This is a genomic window from Massilia varians, from assembly GCF_027923905.1.
Classification (GTDB): Bacteria; Pseudomonadota; Gammaproteobacteria; order Burkholderiales; family Burkholderiaceae_D; genus Telluria; species Telluria varians_B.
Window position 1 is genome coordinate 2,279,014 of record NZ_AP026966.1, and the last position, 21,311, is coordinate 2,300,324.

Below are 21,311 nucleotides of genomic sequence, written 5' to 3' on the forward strand. Positions count from 1 at the left end.
CGCGTAGCGGCAGCACGCAGCAAGGCCGAAGGCCGCCGCACTCGCGGCGGCCTTCGGTGTTTACGGGCGCCGAAACCGAAACGATCAGCCGCCTGATCGTTTGCCGCTACAATTTTGCCGCTTCGATCAGTTCGGTGATTCTTTCGATGCAAGGTGGATCGGCGCGCGCATCCGCACATAGAATGTTTTCAAGGCCAAGCCGTACTTCGAACTACAGAGCCCATGGAGACACCGATGAATCGAACCAAGACCGGCACCCGCGTGCTGACCCCGACCCGCTGCGCCCACGCAGTGGCCGCAGTGATCACCCTCCTGGCGGCACAAGCCGCCGTGGCGCAGGAAAGCGCGCAGCAGCAGGCGCCCGCCGCATCCGCATCCGCCGGCGACGCGCCCGCGCCGCAGGTCGTGCACATCGCCGGCACCCGCCAGTCGGTGGCCTCGGCCATTACCCGCAAGAAGAACGCCGGCACGGTGTCGGATTCGATCGTGGCCGAGGACATCGGCCAGTTCCCCGACAAGAACGTGGGCGAAGCCCTGTCGCGCGTGACCGGCGTGCAGCTGTCGCGCGATTTCGGCGAGGGCACGCAGGTGGCGATCCGCGGCGTGGAGCCGGACCTGAACCGCGTCGAAGTCAACGGCATGTCGGTGCTCGGCACCAACGGCGGCGCCGGCCGCGGCGCCGAACTGCGCGAGCTGGCCTCTGAGCTGATCGGTTCGATCGACGTCTACAAGGGCCTGACCGCCGACATGACCGAAGGCGGCGTGGGCGGCACCGTGCAGATCACCACCCGCAAGCCGCTCGACTTCAAGAAGCCGACCATCGGCACCAGCATCGCGGCCGAGCACTCGACCTCGCGCGGCGGCGTCCAGCCGCGCGGCAACCTGTACATGGCCGACAAATACTTCGACGGCAAGCTGGGCCTGATGGCCAACTTCGTCTACGACAAGGTGCTGACCCAGAACGACTACGCCCGCAACACCTCGTGGCGCTTCCTGCAGGACTGGGACAACTCGCCGGAAAAGACCGTCAACAGCATCGACCCGAAGGTCGCCGCCGTGGGTAGCGCCGCCGCCTGCGCCACCTCGGGTCTCACCGCCGCCCAGCAGACCGCCTGCCGCAGCCAGTGGTTCGATTATTCGCCGGGCATCGCCCGCTACGGCCTCTGGACCCGCGACCACAAGCGCTCCTCGGGCGAGGTCACCGCGCAGTACGCGTTCAGCAAGGAATTCAATGCGTATGCGACCTACCAGGCCAACACCCAGCGCCAGCGCCTGAACGACCGCAACTTCGGCACCGACTTCGCCAACGCGGGCCGCCTGGCCAATACCGGCCGCGCTCCGGTCTACGGCGCCAACGGTGTGCCGACCGCCGCCGGCGCCTGCACCGCGCCGACCAGCGCGACCCCGGGCATGGTGGTCAGCAATCACCACGTGACCGAATACGTGGTCGGCTCCTGCCTGTTCGGCGCGGGCGTGGGCGGGCAGGGCGCCTTCAGCACCTCGGCGCGCGACTTCCAGCTCGACATCGACTCGCGCTACCTGTCCTCGGGCTTCAGCTTCAAGCGCGACCGCCTCGAAGTGACCGGTCTGGTCGGCACCTCGAAATCGCTGTACGACAGCGACAGCAACAGCATCGTGCTGACCCAGAACGCGCCCGGCCTGAAGGTGGCGCTCGGTCCGGACAGCATTCCGCGCTTCACTTTCCCTGCCGGCTACAGCCCGGACAATCCGGCATCCTATGTCCAGGCCCAGCTCCAGTACCGTCCGAGCGAAACCGAGAACAAGGAACACCAGGCCAAGATCGACTTCAAGTACAAGCTCGACACGCCGTTCTTCAACAAGGTCTGGTTCGGCGCCCAGGCGCGCAAGTCGTCCTCCGAGCAGTTCAACGGCGGCGGCTACCTGGCCAGCAACGGCGCCAACCTGAGCTCGACCGCCGACGACATCAACGTGCGCGGCGCCAACGTCAACCAGACCGCGGTCTACGACCCGCTCTACACCGGCTCGGCGCAGCGTCCGAACGATACCCAGACCTTCATCAACTCGGGCTTCGCCACCCGCTACCTGAACGCGGCCCAGATGGCCGCCCTGGTCGGCGCCGTGCAGGGCCGTTCGCCCGGCACCTTCTTCGACGGCTACGACAAGGTCTCCGGCCTGCCGGCCAACTGGATGTCGCCGGTCTACGCCAACGCGACCCAGTTCTTCGACACCTCGAGCTTCAACCACGCCTACCTGCGCAACGCGCCTGGCAGCGACGGCAACATATACCCGCAGATCCCGGCCTTCATGATCGACGAGCGCATCGCCGCGACCTACCTGCGCCTGGACTACGCCACCCAGATCCTGGGCAAGGAAGTCGAAGGCAACGTCGGCGTGCGCTACACCCGCACCCGCGACCGCTCGACCGGCCTGGCGCGCTACTCGATCCGCCAGGCGACCGCGCCGGGCGCGTCGACCTTCAGCGACATCGTCGTGAGCAACTCGGTGGCGACCGTCGAGAACACCTACAACGACGTGCTGCCGAGCTTTAACGGCGCGGCCTGGCTGATCGACAACAAGCTGGTGACCCGTGTCGGCTGGTCCAAGGCCATGGCGCGTCCGCGGATGGACCTGCTGGCCCCGAACGCTACCTGCATCCGCGGCAGCGGCAATCCGCAGTTCGGCGGCGATGGCACCGACGACTGCACTGCCGGCAATCCGGACCTGAAGCCTTACCGCTCGACCAATACCGACCTGAGTATCGAGTACTACCCGGGCGCAGACAGCCAGCTGTCCGTGGCCTTCTTCAAGAAGGACATCACCAGCTACGTGATGGAGCGCGTGCTGACCCGCGGCGTGGACCTGTTCAAGAACGGCGAGCTGTTCGACGTCACCCAGGCCGTGAACGGCGAGGGCGCCACCACCAAGGGTGTCGAGATCGCCGGCCGTACCGCGCTGACCTTCCTGCCGGGCTGGCTGAGCGGCTTCGGCGTCGACGCCAACTACACCCGCATGAACTACAAGTATGCGGCCGGCACCGAGCGCCTGAATGTCCTCGACAACACCGTGCTGCCTTACCCGGGCATGTCGAAGAACGCGTACAACCTGTCGCTGTGGTACGACAAGGGCCCGATCAATGCGCGCCTGGCATACAGCTACCGCGACCGCTTCTTCACCGGCGGTAACGACGTCTCGGGCAACCCGGTGTTCGAAGCGGCGACCGGCTACCTGGATGCGAAGATCCAGTATCGCTACAACGACAACATCACCTTCGCGCTGGAAGGCAAGAACCTGACCGACGAAGTGAAGCGCCTCGACGCCGGCGACAGTTTCCGCCTGAACGAGCTGGCCTGGGCGGGCCGCCGCTACTACTTCACGGTGTCGATGAAGCTGTGATCGCCTTGTAACGACTCCTGTTCCGATTTGCCAGTCATCTCGCGATGACTGGCTTTTTTACTTGTCGAGGTCCCGATGAACCGTCCTGCCGTTTTCGCCGCCGCCGCCATGCTGGCGTTGTTCGCCCTCCAGCCGATCGCCGCTGCGGAAATCAGCTTCGCCAACCCGCTGGTGCGCCAGCGCGCCGATCCCCACGTCACCCTGCAGCCGGATGGCTGGTACTACTACACTGCCACGGTGCCCGAATACGACCGCATCGAGGTGCGCCGCGCGCGCAGCCTGAACGAACTGGGCGCCGCCGACGCCAAGGTGGTGTGGCGCAAGCACGCCAGCGGCGAGATGGGCGCGCACATCTGGGCGCCCGAGATGCACCGCATCGACGGCAAGTGGTACATCTATTTCACCGCCGGGCGCAGCGACAAGATCTGGGAGATCCGCCTGTACGTGCTGGAGAACGCGTCCGCCAATCCGCTCGAAGGCGAGTGGCTGGAGCGCGGCCAGCTGAAAACCGGCTGGGAAAGCTTCTCGCTGGACGCGACCACCTTCGAGCACCGCGGCCAGCGCTACCTGAGCTGGACCCAGCGCGCCCCCGACGGCAGCTAGGGCACCAACATCTACCTGGCGAAGATGGACGGGCCGCTGGCGATCCGCCAGCCGGCGGTGCTCCTCACGCGGCCGGAGCACGCGTGGGAGAAGATCGGCCACGAGGTCAACGAGGCGTCGTCCTTCCTGGTGAAGAACGGGAGGGTATGGATGACCTACTCGGCCAGTGCGACCGACGCCAACTACGCGCTCGGTCTGCTCAGCGCGCCCGCCGACGCCGATCTGCTGGATGCGCGCGCGTGGACCAAGTCGCCGGTGCCCGTGATGCGCAGCAGCGCGGCCAACGGCCAGTACGGGCCGGGGCACAACAGCTTCACGACGACGCCGGACGGCAAGACCGACATCCTGGTCTACCATGCACGCAATTACCGCGACATCGTGGGCGAGCCGCTGCGCGATCCGAACCGGCATACGCGGGCGCAGGTGATTCGCTGGAAGGCGGATGGGTCGCCGGATTTCGGGGAGCCGGTGGCGGACTGAGGACGCTTGCGACAGCCCTGACTTGTTCTCCGCATGTTGGCGGCCATAAATTCGTAGGGTGGGCGGGTTTCCCGCCCACGCGGTCGGGCAAGGTTTCCGAAGCCCGCCTCGTGCTCTAACGGACCTTGGCCGCGTGGGCAGGGGACCTGCCCACCCTACAAAAGCGCCCGTTATCGCTTAACTGAACGGCATTGAAGGCTCGTAGAGAGTCTTGCGCCCCTTTGTGACATTTGAAGGATATTCAGGAAAATTTTACCGGTAAGATCGACCGGTTTGGTTTCGGATCTTTCGGATGCACCGTCGCTTCGCCTGCCTGTTAGCCGTCTATTGCACCGGTACGCATGCCCAGATCGAGGCGTCTGCGGCGCCCCAGCAAGTCGTCATCAGTGGCGCCCGGACCGACCTTGAAGCAAGCCAGGATTTCGTCGCCGGTAAGATCATCATCGGTCAGAAGAAGATCGCCGACAGCGGCCTGCAGAATACCGGCGAACTGCTCCGGCGCGAGCCCGCCATCAGCGTCGACAAGAGCGGTCGCATTGGCCTGCTCGGTCTGCCGGGCTACACCCAGGTGCTGGTGGACGGCCAGGCTCCGGCGGGCGACAGCATGAACATCGACCTCGTGCGCGTCGAGCGCATCGAGATCACCAAGACCACCACTGCCGCCATCGGGCCGTTCGGGGTTGCCGGTACCATCAACATCGTCCTGCGAAAAAAGCAGCGCAAGACCTCGTCCCGCTTGCACGGCAATGCGCGGACCGAGGGTGGCAAGAAGGGCATGGACCTGACCTGGGCGGCCACCGGCGTCAACGATGGCTCGTTCAGCCATACCTTCACGCTGTCACGGTGGCGCCGCTTGTCCAGCGCGCACAGTGAATATGTCCAGACCAGCGAGCGACCGGGCCGGGGTGCCGTCCGCGAGTACGAGGGCGAGGCCCATGTGCCGGGCCTGTTCGAGTCTCTCAATGCGAACGGCGTGCTGGCCTGGACCCTGGATGCCAGTCATTCGCTCACCTTCAGCCCGGAGATCGCCCGCTACAGCTCCGACAATCACAGCGATGAACAACGGCGCTGGATGTCGGGCCTCAGTGCATCGTCGAACCAGAGCAGCAAGACACCGACGAAGAATCTGTACCTGCCCTTGCTGTGGAACTGGAGGATCGACCCGGACAGCAGCCTGGCCCTCAAGCTGGTCGCGAGCGGCTCGCGCTCGGAGAGCCGACTGCGCAGGGACGAGCTGTGGTCGCCGGGCGGCCCGCGCCAACGTATGCATGAGCAGGACAGCAGCACGCGCAACTACTTCCTCGACCTCGACTACGCGCTTGACACCGAGGATGGTCACCGGATCAGTGCCGGCGCCAAGTTCGCGCGCAACGACAGCGATAGCAGCTATACCGACCTGGTCGACGGCCGTCCGGACTCCAGCCTGGCCGTGCTGGGGCCGGAAACGGCATCCCACCTGACCAGCGCACGGCTGTTCATCCAGGACGAATGGCGGATCAACCGCCGCTGGGCCGTCAACCTGGGCGCGTCCGGCGAACGGCGCCGCTACCGGCTGGTCGAGGGCCCGGCCACCAGCCGCCCCCGATTCAAGCTGTGGTCGCCGTCGGCGCACGTGTCGCACCGCATCGGCGGCAATCGCAAGCGCCAGCTCAGGGCCTCGCTGGCGCGCAGCTACCGCACGCCCTTCTTCGACGAAATGCTGCTGCGTCCCACGATCAATCCGTATGCGCCATGCCCGGCCTTGGGTTTGTGCGGCGCCAATGGGATCGACCTGGCGGACAGCAGCGGCAATCCCGCCCTGCGACCGGAACGTTCGCTCGGCCTGAACCTGTCATATGCGCACGGCTTCGGCCGCGACAGCGAGGTCAGCCTGGAATTCTACACACGCGACATCCGCGACAAGAACGGCCTGGACGTTGCACTGGTGGAGGTGCCCTGGGCGAGTGTTCCGCGTTACGTGGCTCGCCAAGCCAACCTGGGCCAGGCGCGGGTGCGCGGCCTGGACCTGGAAGCTCGCCTGGCGGGCAAGGATTTTTCGCCGACGCTGGCGAACCTGGAGCTGAGCGGCAGCATTGGCCTGGCCGATTCGACGCTGAGCGAGCTGCTTGGCCCCGACAACCATATCCCGGGGCAGTCGCCCTGGCGCGCCAAGCTGGGCGGCAGCTACTCGCTGCAGTCGCTGCCGGTCAAGCTCGGTTTCGATGCCAGCTACCTGCCCGAGGACTGGGTTCGCAGCAGTGCCAGCCAGCGCGTCTACGAATCGAGCCGACGCACGCTGAACCTGAACGCGAGCTGGAACGCCAGCAAGACCACGGTCCTGCGGCTCAACCTGGATAACCTGCTACACCGGCGCACTTCCCGCATCGACGAATACCTGGAGCAGGGCAGCCTGGTCCGCCTGTCGACCTGGAACACGCACCATGCGCGTGTCGTGGTGCGCTTCGAGACCAGTCTATGACCACGAAAGCAAGCATATGAAGAAGATTCTCGCCCTTTGCGCACTGGCCTGCGCGTTCACCCATACTGTCTCGGCCCAGATCAGGGAGCGGCCCAAGAGCGAGTGTCTGAAGGCCTGCAATGAGCTGGACGGATTCAAGGGAATGGAGCGGATCGAGCGCCGGCTGGCCGAAGTGCGCGACAAGAAGAAAAGCGAAACCGACCCGCGCAAGCTGGAGCAGCTGGTCGAGCAGGAGCAGGAACTCGTTGACGAGCGCAATGACCGGCGCCAGGACGTGTGCAGGTACATCTGCGAACACAATCCGGCGGGTTGATATGTGAAAAAGTCGGGGCTCGCAGCGCTGGCCTGCTTGCCGGCAGCCTCCGGCCCGGGAACCAGGCGCAGGCTGCTCGCCATCTCAGATCACCACCAGGCCGCGTAGACGATCACCAGGATCGCGCACACCACCGCCGAGCCGAAGGCGAAGCCCGGCTCCACCTTGAACATGCGGCGGTCGACCTCGACGATGGTCGAGTCGGGCTGGCGTCCCAGCAGACTGATGATGCCCATGCCGATCACGATCATCAGGAACACGAGCAGGGTGCGGTCCAGGAACGGAATCTCGTACACGCCGGCGGCGTTGGGGACCGCGAAGCCGATCGGTGCCAGGAAGGACAGATTCACGAAGTCCGGCAGGAACTTCAGTACGATCGACAGGCCCACGCTGGCAATGGCCGCGAACATCGCGGCAGCACCGTTGGTGCGGCGCCAGAAGAAGCCCAGCAGGAACATGGCGAAGATGCCGGGCGAAACGAAGCCGGTGTATTCCTGGATGTACTGGAAGCCGCCTTTCTTGTCGATGCCCATCAGCGGCGCGATCGCCACCGCGATCGCCATCGCGACCACCACCGTCATGCGGCCGATCCAGACCATGTGACGCTCGCTGGCGTCGGGACGGAACTTGGGGCGATAGATGTCGAGCGTGAAGATGGTGGCGATGCTGTTCGCCTTGCCGGCCAGCGAAGCGACCACGGCCGCGGTCAAGGCGGCAAAGGCGACGCCTTTCAGGCCTTCCGGCAGCAGGGTCAGCAGGGTAGGGTAGGCGCGGTCGGGGTTGAGTTCACCACCCGGGCGCAGCGAGTCGCCCAGCATGCCGCCCTGGTCGAGCGCATAGGCGGCGATGCCCGGCAGGACCACGATCAGCGGCATCAGGAGCTTGAGGAAGGCAGCGAACAGCAGGCCCTTGCGTGCCACCGGCAGGCTGGCACCGAGGGCACGCTGGGTGATGTACTGGTTGCAGCCCCAGTAGCTCAGGTTGACGATCCACATGCCGCCGATCAGGGTCGACAGGCCCGGCAGGTCCATGTAGTTCGGGTTGTCGCGCGAGAGCACCATGTCGAAGTGGCCGCCGGCGCGCGCGAACAGCTCGCGGATGCCGACCATGGCGCCTTCGTTGCCCGACAGGCGCGCCACCAGGTCGAGTGCGATCCAGGTGGTGACCAGGCCGCCGATCACCAGGCAGAACACCTGGATCACGTCGGTGTAGCCGATCACCTTCATGCCGCCCAGGGTGATGATGGTAGCGAACACTGCCAGGAACAGCATGCAGGGCAGCACCCCGATGCCGACCATGCTGTTGATCGCCAGTGCGCCCAGGTACAGGATCGCGGTCAGGTTGACCACGATGTACAGGGCCAGCCAGAACACGGCCATGACCATGGCCACCTTGGGCCCGTAGCGCTGCTCGAGGAACTGGGGCATGGTGTAGATGCGGTTCTTCAGGTAGATCGGCATGAAGAACACCGCCACGATGATCAGGGTGGCGGCCGCCATCAGCTCGTAGACCGCAATGGCCATGCCGATCCGGAAGCCCGAGCCGCTCATGCCGATGAACTGCTCGGCCGAGATGTTCGAGGCGATCAGCGAGGCGCCGATTGCCCACCAGGTGAGCGAGCCCTCGGCCAGGAAGTAGTCGTGCGATTCCTTGCCGGAGCCGTTGCGCCGCCGGTAGATCCAGATGCCGTAGCCGGCGACGATGACGAAATAAATGAGGAAGACGAAGGTGTCGAGTGAGGAGAACGAATTCATTGGGTAGCGGTGTCTCGTCTTGGCAGTGCGGGGCACGTCCTTGTTATCCGGCCGGCGTCGCGGCGGGCGAAGCGCCAGGGACGGGCTCCGCGGCCCCAATCTTTGCATAAGCAGCAAGATGTGCGTGCCCCCGCACGAAATACTCATCCGCTTGAGCGAATGATTGCAGGCGTCCTTACGTCCGATCACTCGCCTGATTCTTTCGCCACTGCGTTGATCGGTATTCGGAAGAGCACCTAGAATGTCCCGCATAGAATAAGTATGGAGACAGCAATGACGTGGTTCGATTCCGGCAGTGACAGGCAGGCGGGGCGCATGCGCGCTTTCGCATTCGCGGTGGCGGCAACGCTTGGCGGGGCGGCCGCGGCCCAGGAGCTCGGCATCCCGCAAGGATCCGGGCAGCAGGCCGGGACGGCCAGCGCCCAGGCGGCGAAGTCCGGCCAGGTAGTATTGATGCCCGCGCTCACCGCCGGCGCCGCCAATACGCTCAGCCTGCTGTCGTCGACCGACGGCGCCAATTTCGTCTCGCTCGCCTCCGAGACCTGGACGCCGCCTTCCGGCAAGCTGCAGGACCCGAGCCTCGCGCGCCATGCGGACGGCCCTTACGTGCTGGCCTATGCCGGCGCGGCGCCCGGTTCGATCGGGCTGGCCAGTTCGCCCGACCTGCGCAGCTGGGAAGGGACGCGCGAGCTGCGGGTCGCCTCGGGCCAGGTGCGCGCGCCCAATTGGGTGCGCGGCGCCGGCGGGCAACTCCACCTGGTCGCCACCATCGGGCGCGGCAGCCACGTATCGAGCCTCGATGCGGACCTGGCCAATCTGTCGACGCCCGTGCCGATGCGCGGTCTCGAGGACGGCTACACCGACACTGTCGTCGCCCCCGAGGGCGACGGCTTCGTCGCGGTTACGCGCGAAGCGGCCAGCGGACGCCTGGTGCTCGCGCGCGCGCCCGAGCTCACAGGACCATGGCGCATCGAGCAGGCGGCAAGCCTCAGCGGCCTGGGCACCGACATCAAGGCGGCCGGACTGGTGCGCCTGGGCGCGACGCTGCGCCTGTACACCCGCGCCGGAGACGGCCAGCGCGCCTGGTTCGCCGACAGCCAGGATGGCGGCCGCAGCTGGGGCGCGCCAAGTCGCCTGCTGGGGACTGCCGCGATGGCGTCCTCGTTCGGCGTCATGGGCGAAGACGCCAGGGCCTTCGAGAAAATCGCCGCACCCAAGGGGAAGCCGAAGACGATCGCCTGGGACGCGTATTCGCTGAAGGTCGACGGCAAGCGTGTCGTGGTCTGGTCGGGCGAGATCCACCCGTTCCGTCTGCCCAATCCTTCGCTGTGGCGCGACGTGATCCAGAAGATGAAGGCGCTTGGCTTCAACGGCGTGGCCTTCTACTTCGACTGGGGCTACCATTCGCCGGCCCCGGGCGTGTACGACTTCTCGGGGATCCGCAGCGTCGAGCGCGCGCTGCAGATCGCGAAGGAGGAGGGCATGTACGTGATCGCCCGCACCGGCCCCTACGTCAATGCCGAGCTGACCGGCGGCGGCTATCCGGGCTGGATGTTCCGCAGCCGCGCCGAAGCGCGCACCGACGATCCGGTTTACCTGTCCGCCGTCGACGAGTGGATGACCCAGATTAACGCGATCATCGCGCGCCACCAGGCCACCGACGGCGGCGGCAACGTGATCGCCTACCAGCTTGAGAACGAGCTGGGCAAGGTCGAGCCGAAGCACGTGCGCCAGATGGAGCACCTGGCGCGCAAGGCGCGGCTCGATGGCATTACCGTTCCCTTCTTCCACAACGCCGCCGGCCGCCTGCCGGACTGGGCGCCGAAGAACTCGAGCGCGCCCTGGGCCAACCAGGGCCCGACCGACATCTACGCTTTCGATGGCTACCCGGGCGGCAGCTGCGACGTGTTCGCCAACCCGGCGGGCGCCAACAAGGCGCCGGACTGGGGCATCTACGCGACTGGCAGCGGCAAGGTCGGTTCGCTCACCTCGCCGGGTACGCCCGGCTTCGCCGCGGAACTGGGCGGCGGCTGGTTCGACTACTGGGGCTCGAACGGCACCTACCACTGCACCGCCGAGCGCCAGGGCACCGGCTACCAGCGCGTGTTCTACGGCACCAACCTGATCAACCGGATCACGATCCACAACGTCTACATGACCTTCGGCGGCACCTCGTGGGGCTGGCTGGCCGGCCCGGTGGTGTACACCTCCTACGACTACGGCGCCGCGATCTCCGAAGACCGCGGCCTGCGCCCGAAAGCCTATGCGCTCAAGCAGCAGGGCATGTTCGTGCAGGCGGCCGAGCAGGTGCTGGCCGAGATGGACAAGGGCCCGGAACTCGCACCAAGCGACGCCAAGGTCAAGGTCTACCACAACGTCAACCGGCGCCTGGGCAGCCACGTGATCTTCGCCGCCCACAATCCGACCGACGGCAAGGGCGAGGAGCTTTTTAGCGTCAAGCTGGCCACCCGCGATGGCGAATATACCTTCGGCACCACGCTGCGCGGCCAGGATGCGCGCATGCTGCTGGCCTCCTACGACATGGAACGCCAGCGCCTGGTGTATTCGACCTCGGAACTGCAGACCCACTTCCGCAACGGCGAACGCGACATCGTGCTGCTGCACGGGCGCGACCGCCAGGCCGGCCAGACCGTACTGCGCTATACGGGCGCGCCGACGGTCGAGGTGCTGGCCGGGCAGGTGAGGTCGCGCTGGGATGCCGCCAGGGGCGACCTGGTGCTGGACTACGTGCACGACGGCCTGGCGCGGGTGCGCATCTCGGGCGGCGGCAGGGCGCCGATGCTGCTCCTGCTGGCCGATGAACAGACCAGCCTGCGCTTCTGGACCCAGGAAACCGGCCTTGGGCGCGCGCTGCAGCTCAGCCCCGCACTGGTGCGCTCGGCCCGGATCGAAGGCGGCAAGCTCGCCATGCGCGGAGACGCCGGCGAGGACAGCAGCTTCGAGATCTGGGGGCCGGCGTTCGAAGCGGCCAGCTTCAACGGCCAGGAACTGGTCTTGACGCGCCAGCCGGACGGCAGCGTGCGCGCCGGCACCGTCAAGGGTCCGGAGGCGGTGACGCTGCCCGACCTGGCACGCCTGGCCTGGACCCGCCGCATGGACAGCCTGGAAAGCGCGCCGCGCTTCGACGACAGCGCCTGGGTGCAGGCCGACCGCCGTCCGTCGGCGGCCCAGACCTGGACCATGCCGGAACGCGACCAGCCGACCCTGTCGATGAGCGACTACGGCTTCCACCACGGCGACGTCTGGTACCGCGGACGCTTCACCGTCACCAGCCCGAAGGCGAACCAGCTGGAACTGTTCTACGGCGCCGGCGGCGCGGGCCTGATCCAGGTCTGGATCGACGGCCGCTTCGTCGGCCAGCACGAACTCGACACCGGCCGTTCCTTCCCGGAGACCACCGACAGCATCAAGCTCTCGCTGGGCGATATCAAGCCCGGCGAGCACGTCATCTCGGTCATGGTGCGCAACAACGCCCACAACTGGAACCTGATGGCCGACGACTACCACCGTGAGGCGCGCGGCCTGATTTCGGCCTCGCTCACGGAGCGCGGCGGCCAGCGCTTCGGCGTGCCGATCGCCTGGCGCATCCAGGGCCGCCAGGGCGGCGAGGAGATCGTCGACCGCCTGCGCGGCCCGATGAACAACGGCGGCCTGTTCGGCGAGCGCCAGGGCTGGCACCTGCCGCTGGCCTCGCCCAAGGGCTGGCAGGCCGCGCGCACCACCGATGCGCCGCCCGCCGCGGGCACCTACTGGCTGCGCACCAGCTTCAGGCTCGACCTGCCGAAAGGGCACGACGTGCAGCTGGGCCTGGCCTTCGGCGACACCACCAAGCCGCGTTCGGATCGCGAGAACCGGGCCCTGATTTTCGTGAACGGCTGGAACATGGGGCAGTTCATCGCCCACATCGGCCCGCAGCGCACCTTCGTGATCCCGCCGGGTATCCTGAACCCGAACGGCGAGAACACCATTGCGCTGGCGGTGACGACCGACGGGCGCAAGGAAAACGCGCTGGAACCGCTCAAGCTGGTCAAGCTGCGCGCGGTGCGCGGCGGCGTGGACCTGGAAATCATGCAGTAGAACATAGGGGAGGGCAGGAACAATGTCACTGTTGCGCATGATGCCGGCGGTGCTTGCCGCGAGCCTGGGCCTGTCGGCCAGCGCCCAAGCGGGCTCGGACCTGACCCTTCACTACGACAAGCCGGCCGCCGTCTGGACCGAAGCCCTGCCGGTCGGGAACGGCCGGCTGGGGGCGATGGTCTTTGGCCGGCCGGGCGAGGAACTGATCCAGCTGAACGAAGCCACGCTCTGGAGCGGCGGACCGGTCGGCAAGAACGTCAATCCCGGCGCCTACGCTGCGCTCGGCAAGGTGCGGGAGGCGCTGGCCAGGGAGGATTACGCCCAGGCCTACGCGCTGTCGCGCCAGATGCAGGGGCGGTATACGCAAAGCTTCCTGCCGCTGGGCGCCCTGCAGCTGCGGCAGGATTTCAATGGAGGCGAGGTCACCGGCTACCGGCGCGCGCTGGATATCCGTGACGGCATCCAGACCACGCGCTTCACGGCGAACGGCGTACGCTACCGGCGCGAGGTGTTCGCATCGAACCCCGACCAGGTCATCGTCGTGCGCCTGCAGGCGGACCAGCCGCGCCGGATCAGCCTCGACCTGGGGGCCGCGAGCCCGCTGCGTTCCAGCAGCACCGTGGAGCAGGGCGTGCTGCGCCTGGGCGGCAAGGCGCCCGCGCAGGTGGACCCGAACTATGTGCGCGACAACCCTGAACCGATCGTGCAGGACGACCCGACCGGTTGCCGCGGCATGCGCTTCGCGCTGCTGGTCAAGCCGGTGGTGCGCGACGGCACCGTGACCCAGCAGGACGGGCGCATCCGCATCCGCGACGCGTCCGAGGTGACCCTGCTGCTGTCGGCGGCGACCAGCTTCAACGGCTTCGACAAGTGCCCCGACAGCGCCGGCAAGGACGAGGCGGCATTGGCGCGCGCCCACCTGGAGCGGGCAGCCCGGCGTGACGCCGCCGCCCTGCGCGCGGCCCACGTGGCGGACTTCCGCCGGCTGTTCGACCGCATGTCCCTGGTCATCAATCCCGGCGCCGAGGACCGCAGCAGCCTTCCCACCGTCCGTCGCCTGCAGGAATATACGCTTGGCACGCCCGACCCGGGACTGGAAGCCCTGTACGTGCAGTTTGGCCGCTACCTCCTGATCTCGTCCTCGCGCACGCGCGGCGCGCCGGCCAACCTGCAGGGCATCTGGAACGCCTCGGTCAGACCGCCCTGGAGCAGCAACTACACCACCAACATCAACGTGCAGATGAACTACTGGCCGGTGGAGAGCGCGAACCTGGGCGAGCTGTTCACGCCGCTGGACGACCTGATCCGCAACCTGGCCATCACCGGCAAGGAGACCGCGGCGTCGTATTACCGCGCGCCCGGCTGGGCGCTGCACCACAATTCCGACATCTGGGCCACCAGCAATCCGGTCGGGAACCTGGGCAAGGGCGATCCCAAGTGGGCCAACTGGGCCATGGGCAGCCCCTGGCTCGCGCGCCACCTGTGGGAGCACTACCAGTTCACGGGCGACCGCCGCTACCTGGCGAGCGCCTATCCGGTCATGAAGGACGCCGCGCGCTTCCTGCTGGCCTGGCTGCAGCCGGACGCGAATGGCCGCCTGGTCACCGCGCCCTCGACCTCGCCCGAGAACGATTTCTACTTTGGCGAGGGCCGCAAGGGCAACGTGACCGTCGCCTCCACCATGGACCTGGGGATCGCCCACGACCTGTTCGAGAACGTGGCGGACGCCAGCCAGGTGCTCGGGGTCGATGCCGTGTTCCGCAGCCAGTTGCGGGAGGCGCGCGCGAAACTGTTGCCGTTCCAGGTCGGCGCCAGGGGCCAGCTGCAGGAGTGGCACAAGGACTTCGAGGAGGTCGAGCCGCAGCACCGCCACGTATCGCACCTGTACGCGCTGCATCCGGCGCGCGTGATCTCGCCGCTGTCGACGCCGGAACTGGCCGCGGCCGCGCGCCGCACCCTGGAGCTGCGCGGCGACGACGGCACCGGTTGGAGCCTGGCCTGGAAGGTGAATTTCTGGGCCCGCCTGTACGACGGCAACCACGCCTACCAGCTGTTCCGCAATCTGCTGCGCCTGACCAAACCGGGCGACAAGCACGGCGGCGCCTATGCCAACCTGTTCGACGCCCACCCGCTGTTCCAGATCGACGGCAACTTCGCCGGCACGGCCGGCGTCATCGAGATGCTGCTGCAGAGCCAGAACGGCGAGCTGCACCTGCTGCCGGCGCTGCCGGACGAGTGGCGCGACGGCCGGGTGAGCGGCATGGTCGGGCGCGGCAACCATGTGGTCGACATCGACTGGGAAGCCGGGCGCTTGAGGTCGGCCCGCGTGACCGCGCGCGTGGGCGGACCGACGACGATCCGCACGCCGCTGCCGGTGATGCTCGAAGGACTGGGTTTAAGCAGCACGCCGGGGAACATCGGGCACACCCTGTCCTTCACTGCGGTCAAGGGCCGGACCTACGTGCTGCGTCCGCGCTGAGCGCTCAGCGCTGCGCCAGCCGCGACTCCAGCACCACACGCTGGCCGAGGCGCAGGTCGGGCACATAGCTCATCCGCATGTCCGCGCCATCGGCGCCGCGGTGGAAGTCCATGGTGATGTTGCCGTCTCCCGAGACGAAGCGGTAAGGCGCGATCGCGGCCAGGCGAATCGGCTTTTCATCGTCGATGATGGCATCGATGTAATGCGCGGACGTGATCACACGCAGATACCAGCCATTCGACATCTCGTAGGCGCCGGATATGTTTTCCGCCTCGGCGACGCGGATCCGCGCCGCATTGGTGGGAGCACGCACCTGGACCGAGGCGATCGGCGCCGTGTCCGCAGGCGGGTAGGGCATGGTTTGGGCATCCGCGCCGGTGGCCGACAGCAGCAGGGATGCGGCAAGGAGAATGGGGGAGCGCATGGTGCTTCCTTCACGAAGCGGGAGTGAACCCTGGGACGCCGGGATGCGTCCATGCGCATCCCGGATGATTCAGTCTAGGGCGCCCTCCGCGGCCTGCAAGCAATAAGACGGATACATCACCAAACAATCTGTACCGGCGCAAAGCAAGACAGGCGCGACATGATTCAAAAGCCGGGGCCGGTACTCGCGTTTTGCATCATGATGGGCGTTCAGGCATTCACTTGCGGTGTCGACGCCGTTCTTTTCTGCTGCAAGGCCTGGTACTCGGTTTTCAGGGCCTGATAAATGGCGTCCAGCTCCGCGATCTGTTGCTGGTAAAGATGCAGGTTCTCCTTGTTCTCAAAGGCCGATTTCGCGTGTCCGGACAAGGACGTGATCGCGGCAACCCATTTATTCCAGGAGGGGAGCCGCGACAGTTCCCGGTTGTAGACCCGGTCGAACTGATCCACCATGTAATAGACGGAACGGTTTTCCGCCATCAGGTCCTTGTTGTCGCCGCTGACGAACACGGCGAACGGGGCGATCATGTCGTCGGAAATGGCCGGATCGATCGTGATGCGTTGTTCGAATCCGAGCCGCGCCTTGACCCATTGCTCGACCCCGATCACGTTCATGGTCGGATCGACCGGCAACTAGGTGCCGGTGGTCTCGTCATACACCTCCAGCCAGCGGTGGTCGTTATGGCGGGCGCCGAACACGGAGGCGCGGGCGCCCTTGTCGGCCACCAGTTGTGCGGCCCGCTCCTGGCGCCCGGGATTGAGCCGCGACAGGTTGATTTCGGCGATCGGGCGGGTCTTGATGTTCATGGCCTTCACGATCTCCACGTACACCTGGGCCAGGTCATAGCAATTGCCACCCCCGCGTTCCAGGATCTCCTTGACGCTGCGCCGCTGGTAATCGGTCGTCATCCATTCCAGGCGATTGCTGACCCAGTTCAGCAAGGTGGTGGCTTTGCGGTAATCGGTGCCATCCTGGGCGGTGATCGCTTCGCCCAGGGTCTTCAGGTTCAGGTTGGTGGTATCGATGTGTTCCGTCAGATGGGTGCGGCCGGACTGGGCAAACGCCAGAACAGGCTGGGCCGCGAGAAGAAGAAGGACAAGGAGTGTTTTCATCGGCGTTGTCAGCAAGTTTTCGTGTAGAAATAAATGCTACTATGAAAACATTGCCAGCTGAACATCTGTATCCCCTTCGTGGGAGGCGCGCGTTCAGCGTTGCGCAAGTCGCGAGCCGATCACCACGCGCTGGGCCAGGCGCCGATCGGGGCGGTAGCTCATCTCCATCTCGTCACCCGATCCGCCGCGCTTGAACTGCATGCGCACGTTGCCGTCGCCGGAGACGAAGCGATACGGCCCGGCCGGGACCAGGCGCATGGGCGGCTGGTCGTCGATGATGGTGTCGATGTAGCGGCGGCAGGGATGCACGCGCAGGTACCAGCCGTTCGACATCTCGTAGCCGCCCGAAATCTGCCGTGCTTCACGGGTCGGGATGGGCGCGGCCGTGGAGGGCGCCGTCACCTGCACCCGCGAGATCGGCGCCGTGTCGGGCGGTGGATAGGCCATGGCCTGGGCACCCGCGCCGGCGGCGGGCAGGAGCAGGGAGACGGACAGGAGGAAAGGGAGGGCACGCATGATCGTTCCTTCACGAAGGGGAGGCGGCCTTCGGAACAGGCGTCGCGCGCGGGGCGCGGTGTCGACCGTCGGGATGCCGCGCTGCGCAGGGCGCAGCGCGGATGATTCAGTCTAGGATGAGCCCCGCGGCGCGCAAGGGCGCGCGGCGACCCATCACGAATCAATCTCAGTGCCGGTCAAACCAGAACGCTGCGAAATGATTCATATTCCGCGGAGTGGCACAGATTTATGAATCATATTTTAGGGTGTCGCTCAGCCGGCAGCAGCGACCGGAACCCCGGCCTGCTGCAGCGCCTCGCGCCACTTCGCGCGATAGGCATCCAGCCCGGCCAGCGCGCGCGGCGGCTTGGGCACGCTGGCCCCGGGCGGCGTCGCATCGCGGTAGCGCAGCAGCCAGCCGCCGCAGGTGGTGCCGCTGGCGTCGTCCGAATAGCTCAGCGCCTGCCGCGGGCGCAGGCCGGCGAGCAGGGGGCCGAACCAGGGATTGGCGGTGAAGCTGCCCTCCACCGTGATGGGGCCGCGGGCGCCCAGCGCGTCGAGGCAGTAGTCGGTCATCAACACGCAGTACAGCGTGGCCAGCGCGAAGCGTTCGCCGGCGTCGCCGGGTGCCGGGCCTTCGATGCGCCCGACCCGTCCCGCGAACGGGCCGCCGCTCTCGGCAAAGCAGGGCAGCGCCATGCTGCCGCGCGCCACCATCTGCTCGAGCTGCAGGTAGGAACAGGTGGCCGGCTGCCCGCCCGCCAATGCCGCGAACTCGCGTCCGCCCATGAAGCGCATGCAGGCCACCGGCTGGCCCAGCGCACTGGTATTGGCCAGCATGTCGGCGTCTTCGCGCAGCCCGTCCAGGGCGCTGCCGAAGGCGGCGGCGATGACCCAGGTGCCGGTCGAGAGCACCGTGCGCGGCGCGCCGGCATCGAGGCCGAGGTAGCGCACCAGCGAGGCGTTGCTGTCGTGGATGCCGCACAGGACCTGGCACGCCGGCGGCAGGCCGGTCGCCTGCGCGACGTCCGGCCGCAGGGTGCCGAGCGAGGCGGAAGGCGCGGCGAGCGGCGGCAGCTTGTCCAGCCAGCCCATGCGCGCGGGCAGCGACGAATACGCCTGGCGCACCGGATCCCACAGGTCGGTGTGGCAGCCGAGCGAGGTCGCTTCGCCCGCCGCCACGCCGCACAAGCGCCAGGCCCAGTATTGCGGATACATCAGGATGTGGCGGCTGCGCGCGAACGCCTCCGGATGGCGCGCCTGCAGCCAGGCCAGCTGGCGGCCCAGGTTCAGGCCGGCGGGCAGCAGGGGCGAATAGGTTTCGGCGTAGGCAGGGCGCAGGGACGCGTAGTCCAGGCCGGGCAGGGCGGCTTCGTAGTCGAGCACCGGCAGCACCAGGCCGGCGTCATCGACCAGGGCGGCGGTGGCGCCGTGGGTCACCGGGACGATCGCGGACACCTGCGCCTGCGTCGCAAAACTGCGGCAGGTCGCCAGCAGCCACTGCCAGATGCCCTCGACGTCATGGTGCGGGTAGGGGCCGTCGTTCAGGATGGCGTTCGGGCGGCGCTGCTCGGCGATGCAGCGGCCACTTGCGTCGACCAGGGCCAGTTTGACGTTGGTCTTTCCAATGTCGAGAACGATGAGGGCGTCGCCCGTCCTTGCTTGCATTGCGTGCTTCCCTGGGTCAGTGGCGGGTCGGCTTGCCGCGCACCAGGCGCGAGACGGCGATGGTGGCCAGCAGCAGCACGCCCACCACGATGGTCATGTAGATGCCGGGGACGTTGGCCAGGGCCAGGCCGTAGGTCACGGCGCCCATGGTCAGCACAGCCAGCAGCACGCCGCCGATGGTGCCGGCGCCGCCGGCGATGCTCACGCCGCCCAGGATCACCATGGTGATGATCTCGAGTTCCCAGCCGGTGGCGATGTTCGGGCGGGTGCTGCCGATGCGGCCGGTGAGGAGGAAGGCGGCCAGGCCCGCCATGGCGCCGGTGAGCATGAACAGGCCGAGGCGGTAGCGGTCCACCGCGATGCCGGAGAAGCGCGCCGCATCCGGGTTGTTGCCGATCGCGTAGATGCGCCGGCCCGTCGAGGTCCAGTGCAGCACCATCGCGAACAGCAGGGCGAAACCGAGCAGGATCACGAAGGAGCGCGGCACCATGCCGAAGAACACGCCCTGGCCCCAGTCGGTCATCGCTTCCGGATAGTTGGTGAAAGCCTGGTCGCCCAGCACCACGCTGCCCAGGCCGCGGTACAGCGAGAAGGTGCCGATGGTGACCACGATCGAGGGCAGCATGAATTTCGTCACCAGGAAGCCGTTGAGCCAGCCGCACACCAGGCCGGTGCCCAGGGCCACGAACAGCAGGCTGCCGGCCGGCGCGCCGGCCTGGTGGGCCAGGCCCATCGCCACCGAGGACAGCGCCAGCGTGCCGGCCACCGAGATGTCGATCTCGCGGCAGATGATCAGGTAGGCCATCGGCAGCGCGATCAGGGCCTTCTCGCTGAAGTTGGCGGTGCCGTCCAGCAGGTTGTAGGGATCGAGGAAGTGCGGCAGGGTGACGCCGCCCACCACGAAGACCGCCAGCAGCAGCAGGGCCAGCAGGGTCTCCCAGCGCGCGAGCACGTGGCGCAGCGCCGGCTTTTCGCGGTCCAGGATGGTGTAGCGCGAGGTGCTGGCCGCGGCTTGGCTGGCCGCCTCGGTTTGGGCAATGGTGGTGGCGTTCACGCGGCGCTCCTCAGGTTGTCAAGCTTGTGCAGCGGCAGGATCTGGCGGCTGCGGTTGCGGTTGCCTCTAGCATTCATCAGCACGGCGACCAGGATCACCGCGCCGGTCAGCGCGCTTTGCCAGAAGGGCGAGACCTGCAGCACCGGCAGGGCATTGCCGATTACCGACAGGAACAGCGCGCCCAGCATGGCGCCCACTACCGAGCCGACGCCGCCGGCGATGCTCACGCCCCCGATCACGCAGGCGGCGATCACGGTCAGTTCGAAGCCGTAGGCGATCTCGGTGTAGGCGACGGCATAGCGCGCCACCCACAGGTAGCCGCACAGGCCGGCGGCGGTGCCCGACAGGCCATAGGTCCACAACAGGCGTTTCGCAGTCGGGATGCCGATGTAGGCGGCGCAGTGCGGCGCGTTGCCGATCGCGTACAGGTCGCGCCCGAAGCGCGTGTAGCGGGCCACGAACACCATCAGCAGCACGACGGCCGCGGCGATCCACACCAGGTGCGGCAGGCCGAGCAGGCGCTGCAAGGGGAAGGCGACGAAGCCGGCCGGCATCTGGTGGGCCGAGACCCAGGCGCCGCCCGAGATGACGAACACCAGGCCGCGGTAGACGCTCATGGTGCCCAGCGTGACGACGATCGGCGGCAGTTGCAAGTAGCCGATCAGCCAGCCGTTGAGCAGACCGGCGGCCAGGCCGGTGGCGGTGGCGGCCAGCATCACGAAGGGCAAGGGCAGGCCCGGGTTGGCGCTGGCCAGCATGGCCGCGACCATGCCCGCCAGGGCCAGGGTCGAGGCGATCGACAGGTCGATGCCGCGCGTGACGATCACCAGCATCTGGGTCAGCGCCAGCATCACGAGCAAGGTGCTGTCGGTAAGCAGGTTGGCGAGCGAAGCCGCGCTCACGAACACCGGTGCGCGCATGCCGACCAGCAGCACCAGCGCGACCACCATCATGGCGAGCAGGGGCTCGCGTTGTTTGAGGAGATGTTTGCTCATGTT

The 21,311-nt window shown here is 67.1% G+C and carries 13 protein-coding genes and 1 pseudogene; 6 read left to right on the plus strand and 8 right to left on the minus strand.

Annotated elements, in window-relative coordinates; genetic code table 11:
* The first annotated feature begins 234 nt into the window (after nucleotides 1–234).
* From MasN3_RS10375 to MasN3_RS10390, 4 genes and pseudogenes are all read left to right on the plus strand, one after another.
* On the plus strand, nucleotides 235–3,375 hold the full coding sequence (locus tag MasN3_RS10375) for a TonB-dependent receptor (RefSeq protein ID WP_281913959.1): 3,141 nt from the start codon (nucleotides 235–237) through the stop codon (nucleotides 3,373–3,375).
* A 108-nt stretch (nucleotides 3,376–3,483) separates the two neighbouring features.
* Nucleotides 3,484–4,458 (plus strand): annotated as a pseudogene (locus MasN3_RS10380) (glycoside hydrolase family 43 protein).
* A 292-nt stretch (nucleotides 4,459–4,750) separates the two neighbouring features.
* Nucleotides 4,751–6,916, plus strand: a complete 2,166-nt coding sequence (locus tag MasN3_RS10385; RefSeq protein WP_281913960.1) for a TonB-dependent receptor plug domain-containing protein — start codon at nucleotides 4,751–4,753, stop codon at nucleotides 6,914–6,916.
* 16 nt (nucleotides 6,917–6,932) lie between these two features.
* The gene (locus tag MasN3_RS10390) at nucleotides 6,933–7,229 is read left to right on the plus strand and encodes a hypothetical protein (protein ID WP_281913961.1); all 297 of its coding nucleotides are present in this window, start codon (nucleotides 6,933–6,935) and stop codon (nucleotides 7,227–7,229) included.
* A gap of 89 nt (nucleotides 7,230–7,318) precedes the next feature.
* Here MasN3_RS10390 and MasN3_RS10395 read toward each other — a convergent pair whose 3' ends face one another.
* A complete protein-coding gene (locus MasN3_RS10395; RefSeq protein WP_281913963.1) occupies nucleotides 7,319–8,983 on the minus strand; it encodes a sodium:solute symporter family transporter in 1,665 nt (554 codons plus the stop codon).
* Nucleotides 8,984–9,298: 315 nt separating this feature from the next.
* On the opposite strand from MasN3_RS10395, the gene MasN3_RS10400 reads away from it, so the two are divergent.
* Together MasN3_RS10400 and MasN3_RS10405 are read left to right on the plus strand one after the other, a co-directional pair.
* Nucleotides 9,299–13,081 (plus strand): beta-galactosidase, encoded by a 3,783-nt coding sequence (locus MasN3_RS10400; protein WP_281913965.1) that lies wholly within the window; start codon nucleotides 9,299–9,301, stop codon nucleotides 13,079–13,081.
* A 22-nt stretch (nucleotides 13,082–13,103) separates the two neighbouring features.
* Nucleotides 13,104–15,560 carry a glycoside hydrolase family 95 protein gene (locus MasN3_RS10405; protein ID WP_281913966.1) on the plus strand — a complete coding sequence of 819 codons (2,457 nt, stop codon included), beginning with the start codon at nucleotides 13,104–13,106 and terminating at the stop codon, nucleotides 15,558–15,560.
* Between the two features lie 4 nt (nucleotides 15,561–15,564).
* On the opposite strand, the gene MasN3_RS10410 is transcribed toward MasN3_RS10405, so the two are convergent.
* The 7 genes from MasN3_RS10410 to MasN3_RS10440 all read right to left on the minus strand — a co-directional run bounded on the left by MasN3_RS10410 (nucleotide 15,565) and on the right by MasN3_RS10440 (nucleotide 21,308).
* Nucleotides 15,565–15,984 (minus strand): hypothetical protein, encoded by a 420-nt coding sequence (locus MasN3_RS10410; protein ID WP_281913967.1) that lies wholly within the window; start codon nucleotides 15,982–15,984, stop codon nucleotides 15,565–15,567.
* A 209-nt stretch (nucleotides 15,985–16,193) separates the two neighbouring features.
* The gene (locus MasN3_RS10415; protein WP_281913968.1) at nucleotides 16,194–16,598 is read right to left on the minus strand and encodes a hypothetical protein; all 405 of its coding nucleotides are present in this window, start codon (nucleotides 16,596–16,598) and stop codon (nucleotides 16,194–16,196) included.
* A gap of 18 nt (nucleotides 16,599–16,616) precedes the next feature.
* Complete coding sequence (locus MasN3_RS10420; RefSeq protein ID WP_281913969.1) at nucleotides 16,617–17,096, minus strand: transglutaminase domain-containing protein; 480 nt, start codon at nucleotides 17,094–17,096, stop codon at nucleotides 16,617–16,619.
* Between the two features lie 93 nt (nucleotides 17,097–17,189).
* Entirely contained in the window at nucleotides 17,190–17,612 is a 423-nt protein-coding gene (locus MasN3_RS10425; protein ID WP_281913970.1) for a hypothetical protein, read from the minus strand.
* Between the two features lie 252 nt (nucleotides 17,613–17,864).
* Nucleotides 17,865–19,259, minus strand: a complete 1,395-nt coding sequence (locus MasN3_RS10430) for an FGGY-family carbohydrate kinase (RefSeq protein ID WP_281913971.1) — start codon at nucleotides 19,257–19,259, stop codon at nucleotides 17,865–17,867.
* A 16-nt stretch (nucleotides 19,260–19,275) separates the two neighbouring features.
* The gene (locus tag MasN3_RS10435; protein WP_281913972.1) at nucleotides 19,276–20,313 is read right to left on the minus strand and encodes an ABC transporter permease; all 1,038 of its coding nucleotides are present in this window, start codon (nucleotides 20,311–20,313) and stop codon (nucleotides 19,276–19,278) included.
* Nucleotides 20,310–21,308 carry an ABC transporter permease gene (locus tag MasN3_RS10440; protein ID WP_370662338.1) on the minus strand — a complete coding sequence of 333 codons (999 nt, stop codon included), beginning with the start codon at nucleotides 21,306–21,308 and terminating at the stop codon, nucleotides 20,310–20,312. The genes MasN3_RS10435 and MasN3_RS10440 overlap by 4 nt, the downstream gene beginning before the upstream one ends.
* Nucleotides 21,309–21,311 lie beyond the last annotated feature (3 nt).

Excerpts from the sequence above, each read along its gene's own strand:
- MasN3_RS10405 (WP_281913966.1), top strand. The coding sequence starts at position 13,104 with ATGTCACTGTTGCGCATGATGCCGGCGGTGCTTGCCGCGAGCCTGGGC.
- MasN3_RS10425 (WP_281913970.1), bottom strand. The coding sequence starts at position 17,612 with ATGCGTGCCCTCCCTTTCCTCCTGTCCGTCTCCCTGCTCCTGCCCGCC.
- MasN3_RS10400 (WP_281913965.1), top strand. The coding sequence starts at position 9,299 with ATGCGCGCTTTCGCATTCGCGGTGGCGGCAACGCTTGGCGGGGCGGCC.
- MasN3_RS10375 (WP_281913959.1), top strand. The coding sequence starts at position 235 with ATGAATCGAACCAAGACCGGCACCCGCGTGCTGACCCCGACCCGCTGC.
- MasN3_RS10395 (WP_281913963.1), bottom strand. The coding sequence starts at position 8,983 with ATGAATTCGTTCTCCTCACTCGACACCTTCGTCTTCCTCATTTATTTC.
- MasN3_RS10430 (WP_281913971.1), bottom strand. The coding sequence starts at position 19,259 with ATGCAAGCAAGGACGGGCGACGCCCTCATCGTTCTCGACATTGGAAAG.
- MasN3_RS10420 (WP_281913969.1), bottom strand. The coding sequence starts at position 17,096 with ATGAAAACACTCCTTGTCCTTCTTCTTCTCGCGGCCCAGCCTGTTCTG.
- MasN3_RS10390 (WP_281913961.1), top strand. The coding sequence starts at position 6,933 with ATGAAGAAGATTCTCGCCCTTTGCGCACTGGCCTGCGCGTTCACCCAT.
- MasN3_RS10415 (WP_281913968.1), bottom strand. The coding sequence starts at position 16,598 with ATGAACGTGATCGGGGTCGAGCAATGGGTCAAGGCGCGGCTCGGATTC.
- MasN3_RS10440 (WP_370662338.1), bottom strand. The coding sequence starts at position 21,308 with ATGAGCAAACATCTCCTCAAACAACGCGAGCCCCTGCTCGCCATGATG.
- MasN3_RS10410 (WP_281913967.1), bottom strand. The coding sequence starts at position 15,984 with ATGCGCTCCCCCATTCTCCTTGCCGCATCCCTGCTGCTGTCGGCCACC.
- MasN3_RS10385 (WP_281913960.1), top strand. The coding sequence starts at position 4,751 with ATGCACCGTCGCTTCGCCTGCCTGTTAGCCGTCTATTGCACCGGTACG.